Source organism: Mycobacterium sp. (assembly GCF_019247615.1).
Taxonomy (GTDB): Bacteria; Actinomycetota; Actinomycetes; order Mycobacteriales; family Mycobacteriaceae; genus Mycobacterium.
Genome location: NZ_JAFBAT010000220.1, coordinates 1 through 9,239 on the forward strand (window position 1 = coordinate 1; position 9,239 = coordinate 9,239).

Sequence of the window (9,239 nt, forward strand, 5' to 3'; positions counted from 1 at the left end):
CGGTTGGCGGCGGCGATCATGCGGGAAAACAAGCGCGGCGCCATCGTGAACATGTCGTCCGTGTCGGGCAAGGTCGGGATGGTCGGGCAGACCAACTATTCGGCGGCCAAGGCCGGCATCGTCGGGATGACCAAAGCCGCGGCCAAAGAGCTTGCCTACCTCGGCGTGCGGGTCAACGCGATCGCTCCCGGCCTCATCCGTTCGGCCATGACGGAGGCCATGCCGCAACGCATTTGGGACGACAAGGTGGCCGAGATTCCGATGGGCCGCGCCGGCGAGCCCAGCGAGGTGGCCACCGTCGCCCTGTTCCTGGCCTCAAATCTGTCCTCCTACATGACCGGCACCGTGATGGAAGTCACGGGCGGCCGGCACATCTGAGCGGAGAACGACCATGCGCCAGACGGTCATTTGTGAACCCGTGCGCACGCCCATCGGGCGCTACGGCGGAATGTTCAAGTCGCTGACGGCCGTCGACCTGGGCGTGGCCGCCCTCAAGGGCCTACTCGAGCGGACCGGAATCGCGCCCGACGCCGTGCAGGACGTCATCCTCGGCCACTGCTACCCCAGCAGCGAAGCGCCGGCGATCGGACGGGTGGTGGCGCTGGATTCCGGCCTGCCCGTGACGGTTCCGGGGATGCAGGTCGACCGGCGCTGCGGGTCGGGGCTGCAGGCGGTGATCCAGGCGTGTCTGCAGGTGGGCAACGGCGATCACGATCTCGTCATCGCCGGCGGCTGCGAAAGCATGAGCAACGTCGCCTTCTACTCGACCGATATGCGCTGGGGCGGCGCCCGCGGCGGGATCCGGGTCCACGACGGGCTGGCGCGGGGGCGCACCACCGCCGGTGGCAAGCACTACCCGGTGCCGGGCGGGATGCTCGAGACCGCCGAGAACTTGCGCCGCCAGTACGGCATCTCGCGCCTGGAGCAGGACGAGCTCGCGGTGCGCTCGCACCAGCGCGCGGTGGCCGCGCAGAAGGACGGCATCCTGGGCGAGGAGATCATCCCGGTCGCGGTCCGCACGCGTCACGGTGAGGAGTTGATCGACACCGACGAGCATCCGCGCGCCGACACCTCGGTGGAATCGTTGAGCAAGCTCAAACCCATTCTGCTGGGCGAGGATCCGGAGGCGACGGTGACGGCCGGCAACGCCAGCGGGCAGAACGACGCCGCGTCGATGTGCGTGGTGACCACAGCGGAGACGGCCGCCGAGTGCGGCCTGAAGCCGTTGGTCCGCCTGGTGTCGTGGGGGTCCGCGGGCGTGGCGCCCGACATCATGGGCATCGGCCCGGTGCCGGCCACCGAGGCCGCCCTCGCCAAGGCGGGCCTGCAGCTGTCCGACATCGACGTCATCGAGCTCAACGAAGCCTTCGCCGCGCAGGCGCTTGCGGTGATGCGTGAATGGAACTTCGGCCCCGCCGATCACGACCGCACCAACGTGCACGGATCGGGAATCTCGCTGGGCCATCCCGTCGGTGCGACCGGCGGCCGGATGCTGGCGACCCTGGCGCGCGAACTGGGCCGCCGCCAGGCGCGCTACGGGTTGGAGACCATGTGCATCGGCGGCGGCCAGGGGCTGGCGGCCGTCTTCGAGCGGGTCGCCCCGTCGTGAACGGCCCCTTGAGCGGCCTGACCGTCGTGGAGGTGTCCAGCTTCGTCGCCGCACCGCTGTGCGGGATGACGCTGGTACAGCTTGGCGCGCAGGTGATCCGCGTCGACCCGATCGGCGGCGCCTCCGACGTGAACCGATGGCCGTTGGCCGCCGGCGGCACGTCGATCTACTGGACGGGCCTGAACAAGGGAAAGCGCTCGGCCACCATCGATTTACGCTCGCCCGAGGGGCAGGAGCTGGTGCAGCGGCTGATCACCGAGGGCGACGGCATCGTCGTCACCAACGCTGCCGGGCTGTCCTGGCTCGGCCACGATGTGTTGGCCGCCAAGCGTTCCGACGTCATCACGGTCCAACTGCTCGGTCGCGGCGACGGCTCGACCGGGGTGGATTACACCGTTAACGCGGGCATCGGGTTCCCGCTCGTCACCGGTCCGGTCGGGCACGCCGGTCCGATCAACCACGTGCTGCCGGCGTGGGACGTGTGCTGCGGTCTGTACGCGGCGCTGGCCGTCGTCACCGCCGTGCGGCGCCGCGACCAGAGCGGGGTGGGTGCGCGCGTCAGCCTGGCGCTGGAGGACGTCGCGCTGGCCACGGCGGGAAACCTCGGGCTGCTGACCGAACCTCAGGTCAGCGGGACGCAGCGCGAACGGCTCGGCAACGCCATCTACGGCCAGTACGGGCAGGACTTCACCAGCCGCGACGGGGCCCGTTTCATGGTGGTCACCCTGACGCGCAGGCACTTTCGCGACCTCGTCGAGGTGACCGGCACGGGAGCGGCGGTGGCGGCGCTCGAAGCGGCGCTGGGCGTCGACTTCGGCTCGGAGGGCGACCGCTATCGCAACCGCGACGCCCTGTCCGGGCTGTTCGCCACCTGGTTCGCCGATCACACGGCCGACGAGGTCGCCGCCGCGCTGTCGGGCACCACGATGCTCTTCGAGCGGTACCGCACCTTCGCCGAGGCCGCCGCGGACGCGAAAGTGACTGCGAATCCCCTGTTTTCCCGCCTGCACCAGCCCGGCGTCGGCGACTATCTGGCCCCGGGCCTGCCGGTCGCCTTCGACGGCACGCACCCCGCCGGCGCGCCCGCGCCCGCCCTCGGCCAGGACACCGCCGACGTCCTCACCCAATGCCTGGGCCTGACGACCGGAGACATCGAGCGCCTGACGAGCGCGCAGACGATAGCAGGAGTCAGCGCATGACCAGACTCGCCCAGACCCTCGGCCTGACCGAGTTCCAGACCGAGATCGTCGCCACCGTGCGGCAATTCGTCGAGAAGGAAGTCATCCCCACCGCGCAGCAGCTCGAGCACGACGACGCCTACCCGCAGCAGATCGTCGATCAGATGCGGGACATGGGGCTCTTCGGGCTGATGATCCCCGAGGAATACGGCGGGCTGGGGGAGTCGCTGCTCACCTACGCGTTGTGCGTGGAGGAGCTGGCCCGCGGCTGGATGAGCGTGTCGGGGGTGCTCAACACGCACTTCATCGTGGCCTACATGCTGCGCCAGCACGGCACCGACGCCCAAAAGCAGCGGTTCCTGCCGCGCATGGCGACCGGCGAGTCGCGCGGCGCCTTCTCCATGTCGGAGCCGGAGCTGGGCTCCGACGTCGCGGCGATCCGAACCCGGGCCCGGCGCGATGCGGACGGCAGCTACACCATCAACGGCCAGAAGATGTGGCTGACCAACGGCGGAAGTTCGACGCTGGTCGCGGTGCTGGTGCGCACCGACGAGGGCGCCGACAAGCCGCATCGCAACCTCACCGCGTTTCTCGTCGACAAGCCAACGGGTTTCGGTGAGGTCGTGCCAGGCCTGGTGATCCCCGGCAAGATCGACAAGCTGGGCTACAAGGGCATCGACACCACCGAGCTGATCTTCGACGGTTACCGGGCAAGCGCCGACGACATCCTCGGCGGCACCCCCGGGCGGGGCTTCTTCCAGATGATGGACGGCATCGAAGTTGGCCGGGTCAACGTGTCGGCGCGCGCGTGCGGCATAGGCATCCGCGCCTTCGAACTCGCGGTGCGCTATGCCCAGCAACGGCACACCTTCGGCAAGCCGATCGCCGAACATCAGGCCATCGCCTTCCAGCTCGCCGAGATGGCGACCAAAGTGGAAGCGGCGCATCTGATGATGGTTAACGCGGCTCGACTGAAGGACTCCGGTGAGCGCAACGACGTCGCGGCCGGCATGGCCAAATACCTTGCCAGCGAATACTGTTCGGAAGTCACCCAGCAGAGCTTCCGGATCCACGGCGGCTACGGCTACTCCAAGGAGTATGAGATCGAACGGCTGATGCGCGACGCCCCGTTCCTGCTCATCGGCGAGGGAACCAGCGAGATCCAGAAGAACATCATCAGCAAGCGGCTGCTCGCCGAGTATCAGGTGTGACGCCATGACCACCCCGGATTTCGCTGCGCGGCCGCAACTTTCCGACGATGTCGCGCGCTTCGTCCGCAGACGAATCTTCGACGGCACCTACGCGGCCGGGTCCTATGTGCGCCTGGACCAATTGGCCGCGGAGCTGGGGATCAGCGTCACGCCGGTGCGCGAGGCGCTCTTCGCCCTGCGCGCGGAGGGGCTGATCGACCAGCAGCCCCGCCGCGGCTTCCTGGTGCTGCCGGTGACCGGGCGCGACGTCACCGACGTCGCCAACGTGCAGGGCTACGTCGGAGGGGAGCTGGCCGCGCGGGCCGCGGTGAACATCACCGACGAGCAGCTGCGTGAACTCAAGCAGATCCAGGCCGAGCTCGAGGAGGCCTATGCCGGTGACGACACCGAGCGGACCGTGCGCCTCAACCACGAATTCCACCGCGCCATCAACGTCGCCGCCGACTCACCCAAGCTGGCGCAGCTGATGTCGCAGATCACCCGCTACGCACCGGAATCGGTGTTCCCCGCCATCGAGGGATGGCCGGAACAGTCGATCAAGGACCATCGCCGCATCCTGTCCGCCCTGAAGAAACACGACCAGGAGCTCGCGCGGGCAGCGATGTCGGGACACCTTGCGGCGGGCGCCGTCCCGCTGATCGATCACCTCACCGCGCGGGGAGTCGTGGCGAACGGAAGTCACCCGGCGTCTCCATGAGCCCGGAATAGCTGTTGTTGCCGACCCACGCCTGGGCTTAGGCTGCCACCGGAGGGGGCCAACAATACAGAGCGAGGAACAATGCCCCGAACTCTTCGCGCATCGGCCGTATTTGTCGCAGCTGTGACAGCGATCGCGTTCGCGGCACCAGCGGGCGCGGACATCCTCGACCCGATCCCCGGAAACGGCGTCTTTCGCGTCGGGCCTGACATCGCTCCGGGCCTCTACCACACGTCGGGGTCGGCGTCGGGATTCACGGTTTGGATAAACGATGTGCCGACCCAGGATTCGATGTGCGCGTGGTTTACCTACGGCACGCCTGATGCGAACAAAGATCACGTACTCCAGACGAACATGTCCGTCGGTCCGATGTACGCGAATATCAACACCTCGGTCAAGGCCTTCGAGTCGCAGAACTGTCAACCCTGGACGCGGGTCCCCTAGCGGCGGTTCGCCGCCATCAACATGCCCCGCAGCCGGCGCATGTCGACCTTGCCGGTGGCCCCGCGCGGGACGTCGTCGTCGGATTCCAGCAGCAGCCACGCCGTGGGAACCTTGAACGTGCTCAACAGTTTTCGGGCCGACGCGCGCAGCTGCTCGGCGGTGAGCGGGCTCTCACACACCACCGCCGCGCCCACCCCGTCGCCCGCGTCGCCGGACACGTTGGTGACGTAGGCGTTGCCGACGCCGTCGATCGCGCGCAGCGCCCGCTCCACCTCGCTGGGATAGACGGTCGCCCCGCTGACTTTGAACATGTCGTCGGACCGGCCGTGGTAGAACAGGAACCCGTCGCCGTCGAGGTGGCCGAGGTCACCGGTGGGGTAGAAGCCGTCGCGAGTGAACAGCTCCTCTCGGCTGCGACGGCAGATGCCGCGCAGCGTGTGCGGCCCCCGGATCTGGATCTCCCCAACGGATCCCGCCGCAATCGGCTCTCCGCTGTCAGTGTCGACGATGCGGACCTCCATGCCGGGGAACGGCTTGCCGCAGCTGCCCCACGCGGAAGGCGGCATGTCGGTATCGGCGGCGTAGCCGCAATACGGCCCGAACGCCTCGGTCATGCCGAGCAGCCTGGCCCGCGCGCCGGGTTGGGCCCGCCGCTCGGGCGGCAGCAGGGCTTCCAGGCTTCCCGGCCGCAACGCCGACAGATCGGCGTCGGCCGTGTCCGCGTGCCGTGCCAGCGCCTCGGCCTGATCGGGCCACCCGCGAAACAGCGTGACCCGCTCGGATTCCAGCAGCCGCAAGGTGGTTTCGGGCCGCGGTATTTCCTCGGTCACCAGCGTCGCACCGGCCAGCAGCGTCGACAGGATTCCGCTTCCGAAGCCGCCGACCCAGAAGAACGGCATCGGGAGATACAGCCGCGTGTCGGGCGTGACGCAGCGGGCCTCGAGGCCCGACTCCACGGCGGCCAGCGCGTTGCCGTGGGAGTGGATGACCCCCTTGGGTTTTCCACTGCTGCCCGAGGTGAACATGATGACCATCGGGTCGGCCGGGGTGACCGTCTCGGTCATGGCGTCGACGATCCGCCGGGCCGGATCGCCCGGAACGGTGTCGGTAAGCCGGTCGAGCGGCCAAACCTGGCGTAAGGCGGGAAGTTCGAGTCGCGGCACCGCCGCCAGGTCCGCCAGGTATCGGTGACCGCGGAACTCCTCGACGCTCACCAGGAATTGGACCGACGCGGCCCGCAGCTGCGCCACCAGTTCGCCGGGCTGCAGCAGGGTGCTGAGCGGAACCAGCACGGCCCCAATCCGGGTCAGTGCGATCGCCAGCTGTACCCAGCGGACGCCGTTGGGCATGATCAGCCCGACGCGGGTGCCCTTGCCGACAACGGCTTCGACGAAGACGGCGGCCAGATCGCGCGTGGTGGAGTCCAGTTCGCGGTAGGGGAGTCGCATTTCGGCGTCGATCACCGCCGGCTTGGGGCCGTGCCGGGCGGCGCGGGACCGGACCAGTTGGTCGATGGTGCGCTCAGGCATCGAACAGCTTCCGCAACCGTTGGGTGTCGACCTTCCCGCTGGACAGCCGCGGAATCTCGGCGGGGGGCAGGGCGATGAACCGCCTCGGGACCTTGTACGCCGACAGCTCGGCCTTGAGCCGCTCGCGCAGCGCCGCCTCGTCGAGGCCCGGCTTGGCGATGACGGCGGCGACCAGCTCGCCGCGTTGCGGGTCGGGAATGCCCACGACGTGCGCCTCGGCGCCGGTTACCTTGGCGATGGCCTTCTCGACCTCGGCCGCCGAGACGTTGGCCCCCGCCGTCTTGATCATCGCACTGAGCCGGCCGACGAAATAGAAGAAGCCGTCGGCGTCGGCGCGCACCAAATCGCCCGTGCGGAACCAGCCGTCGGCGTCGAAGCACTCTTCGCGGCTGCGTTTGTAATACCCCTGCATCACGTAGGGCCCGCGGATGCATAGCTCACCGACTCCCAAGGCGTCCAGGTCGAGGATCTTGGTGTCGAAGCCCGGCGCCGGCCTGCCGAATGATCCACGGCGGTATTCGGGTTGGTCGGATTCGTCGCCGCTGATCAACACCACGCTGCCCGCCTCGGTCAGCCCCAGCATGTTGTGCCGCAATTCCGGGTCGGCCGGTCGGGCGTCGGGCGCCATGATCGGGTACAGGTTGCCCCGGCGCATCGACGACAGGTCGCGCCCGGGAAAGCTCGGGTGATCCGCGAGGTGCGCGATCCCGGCCGCGAAACCGTTGGTGACGGTGGGCCTTTCGGCCTCTAGCAAGTCGAGGGTCGCGCCCGCGTCGGTGGCGTTCGAGCACACCAGCGTCGACCCGGCGACTAGCGTGGCGAGCAGGCCGAACGCGAGCCCGCCGATCCAGAAGAACGGCGAATTGCAGAACAGCCGGTCCGCCGTCGTCAGGCCACGGATCTCGTTGAGGTTCCGCTGATGTCCGATCAGCCCGGCGTGCGTGTGCACCACGCCCTTCGGGGCGCGGGTGGAGCCCGACGTGTACACGATGACCAGCGGATCGCAGCCGTCGACGTCGTCTTCCATCGCCTCGAGCAGCCCGGGTGCGACGGTCTCGGCGCTCCGGTACACACGGCCGGAATCGACGACGACACGACGCAGTTGCGGTGCGGCGATGGCGAACAGCCGCTCATCGGTGTCCAGCGCGGCGCGCCCGATCACCTCGGCGAGCCGTTGCGCGTAGTCGTGGGAACGAAACGATCTGGTGGCCAACAGGATTTGGGTGTCGCTGTGGACCAGCTGCTCGCGCAGCTCGCGCGCGGTGGCGAAGGTGGAGAACGGGATCACCACCGCGCCGATTCGTGCGGCCGCGAGCATCCCGACGACGAATTCTGTGCCGTTCGGGTAGAGCAGACCTACGTGGGTGCCCTTGCCCGCGCCGTGCGCGATCAGTCCGCGGGCGAGCTCCGCCGAGCGCCGTTCGGCCTCGGCGTAACCGATCCGGTCGCCGTCGCAGACGAGAAGCGGGTGCTCCGCGCGGGAGCGGGCCTGGCGCCGCAGGACTTTGGCGACAGTGGGGGAGTTACCGGGCATGGTCGCGGTGGGAGTCGCCGAAGAACAGCCTGATGGCGCCGAGATCGGCCTTTCCCGACGCGGTGCGCGGGATCGCGTCGACGATCGCGATCTCGGTGGGGATCTCGTAGCGCGCCAGTCGCGTTCGCAGATAGTCCACCAGCGTGTCGGCGTCGACGGATGCCGGCTCGCGCAGTTGCACTATCGCGACAGGCGTCTCCCCGAGGCGTTCGTCGGATCGCGCGACCACGGCGGCGCTCGACACCGCGGGATGGTCCTCCAGCGCGACGCGCACCTCGTCGGGCATCACCTTGAACCCGCCGCGGATGATCGCCTGGTCGGCTCGCCCGACGATCCAGACGAAGCCGTCGGCGTCGATGCGGGCCAGGTCCGTGGTTCGCATCCACTTCGCCGATGGTCCGAGTTGTGCCGGCTTGACCTCCAGCAGGCCGACCCGGTCCGGCCCGAGGGTCGCGCCATCGTCGTCGACGACCCGTAGTTGTGTGCCGGGGTTGGCCCTGCCGACGCTGCCGCGCTTAGCGCGCCGGTGCTTTTCGTAGTCGGCAAGGGTCCAGCCGGCGACGCCACCGCCGAATTCCGTTGCGGCATACGACGTCAGGACCGGTATACCGTATTTCTCGGTGAAGGCGTCCGCGTCGTCGGCCGACAGCGGGGCGGTGCCGCAGGTGACGGCGCGGATGCTCTCCAGGTCGGCCCGCGTCAGGTCGGAGTGCAGCACCGTCCGCAGCGCGGCCGGCACCAGCGACACGGTGCGGGGCCGGTGGGTGCGCACCGCCTCGGCCCATGCCCGCAGCTCGAAACGTTCCAGCAGCACGAAGGGCCTGGCCTCGGCAACGCACTGCAGCACCCGGAACACGCCGCCGATGTGCACCAGCGGTGAGTTAACGATCGCGACGCCGTCTCGCAGCCGCGTCGGCGCCGGGGCGTTTTCCGGGTGTCGGCCCATCACACTGCGTGCCAGCATGTCGTAGCTGAGGTCGATTCGTTTGGGCGGCCCTGTCGTTCCGCTCGTCAGCATCCGCACCGCGACGCCGGAC

General features: G+C 68.9%; 9 protein-coding genes. 6 read left to right on the forward strand and 3 right to left on the reverse strand.

All coding sequences use genetic code 11. The annotated features are described in order from the left end of the window. From JO059_RS15135 to JO059_RS15160, 6 genes are all read left to right on the forward strand, one after another. The coding region (locus JO059_RS15135; protein WP_293320069.1) for an SDR family NAD(P)-dependent oxidoreductase at nt 1-378 on the forward strand (378 nt) is incomplete at its 5' end. Nucleotides 379-391: 13 nt separating this feature from the next. Beyond that, the gene (locus JO059_RS15140) at nt 392-1,609 is read left to right on the forward strand and encodes an acetyl-CoA C-acetyltransferase (RefSeq protein WP_293320071.1); all 1,218 of its coding nucleotides are present in this window, start codon (nt 392-394) and stop codon (nt 1,607-1,609) included. Continuing rightward, nucleotides 1,606-2,808 carry a CoA transferase gene (locus JO059_RS15145; protein ID WP_293320073.1) on the forward strand — a complete coding sequence of 401 codons (1,203 nt, stop codon included), beginning with the start codon at nt 1,606-1,608 and terminating at the stop codon, nt 2,806-2,808. The genes JO059_RS15140 and JO059_RS15145 overlap by 4 nt, the downstream gene beginning before the upstream one ends. Continuing rightward, on the forward strand, nt 2,805-3,998 hold the full coding sequence (locus JO059_RS15150) for an acyl-CoA dehydrogenase family protein (protein WP_293320075.1): 1,194 nt from the start codon (nt 2,805-2,807) through the stop codon (nt 3,996-3,998). The genes JO059_RS15145 and JO059_RS15150 overlap by 4 nt, the downstream gene beginning before the upstream one ends. 4 nt (nt 3,999-4,002) lie before the next feature. Then, nucleotides 4,003-4,695 carry a GntR family transcriptional regulator gene (locus JO059_RS15155; RefSeq protein WP_293320077.1) on the forward strand — a complete coding sequence of 231 codons (693 nt, stop codon included), beginning with the start codon at nt 4,003-4,005 and terminating at the stop codon, nt 4,693-4,695. Nucleotides 4,696-4,776: 81 nt separating this feature from the next. Further along, nucleotides 4,777-5,139: a hypothetical protein gene (locus tag JO059_RS15160; protein WP_293320079.1), complete on the forward strand. Its 363-nt coding sequence runs from the start codon at nt 4,777-4,779 to the stop codon at nt 5,137-5,139. Here JO059_RS15160 and JO059_RS15165 read toward each other — a convergent pair. The 3 genes from JO059_RS15165 to JO059_RS15175 all read right to left on the reverse strand — a co-directional run. Beyond that, complete coding sequence (locus JO059_RS15165) at nt 5,136-6,668, reverse strand: class I adenylate-forming enzyme family protein (protein ID WP_293320081.1); 1,533 nt, start codon at nt 6,666-6,668, stop codon at nt 5,136-5,138. The genes JO059_RS15160 and JO059_RS15165 overlap by 4 nt on opposite strands. Then, nucleotides 6,661-8,202, reverse strand: a complete 1,542-nt coding sequence (locus JO059_RS15170; protein ID WP_293320083.1) for a class I adenylate-forming enzyme family protein — start codon at nt 8,200-8,202, stop codon at nt 6,661-6,663. The genes JO059_RS15165 and JO059_RS15170 overlap by 8 nt, the downstream gene beginning before the upstream one ends. Beyond that, the coding region (locus tag JO059_RS15175; RefSeq protein ID WP_293320085.1) for an AMP-binding protein at nt 8,192-9,239 on the reverse strand (1,048 nt) is incomplete at its 5' end. The genes JO059_RS15170 and JO059_RS15175, both read right to left, overlap by 11 nt.

Coding starts and splice junctions, on each gene's coding strand:
- JO059_RS15140 (WP_293320071.1), top strand. CDS start 392: ATGCGCCAGACGGTCATTTGTGAACCCGTGCGCACGCCCATCGGGCGC.
- JO059_RS15150 (WP_293320075.1), top strand. CDS start 2,805: ATGACCAGACTCGCCCAGACCCTCGGCCTGACCGAGTTCCAGACCGAG.
- JO059_RS15155 (WP_293320077.1), top strand. CDS start 4,003: ATGACCACCCCGGATTTCGCTGCGCGGCCGCAACTTTCCGACGATGTC.
- JO059_RS15160 (WP_293320079.1), top strand. CDS start 4,777: ATGCCCCGAACTCTTCGCGCATCGGCCGTATTTGTCGCAGCTGTGACA.
- JO059_RS15165 (WP_293320081.1), bottom strand. CDS start 6,668: ATGCCTGAGCGCACCATCGACCAACTGGTCCGGTCCCGCGCCGCCCGG.
- JO059_RS15170 (WP_293320083.1), bottom strand. CDS start 8,202: ATGCCCGGTAACTCCCCCACTGTCGCCAAAGTCCTGCGGCGCCAGGCC.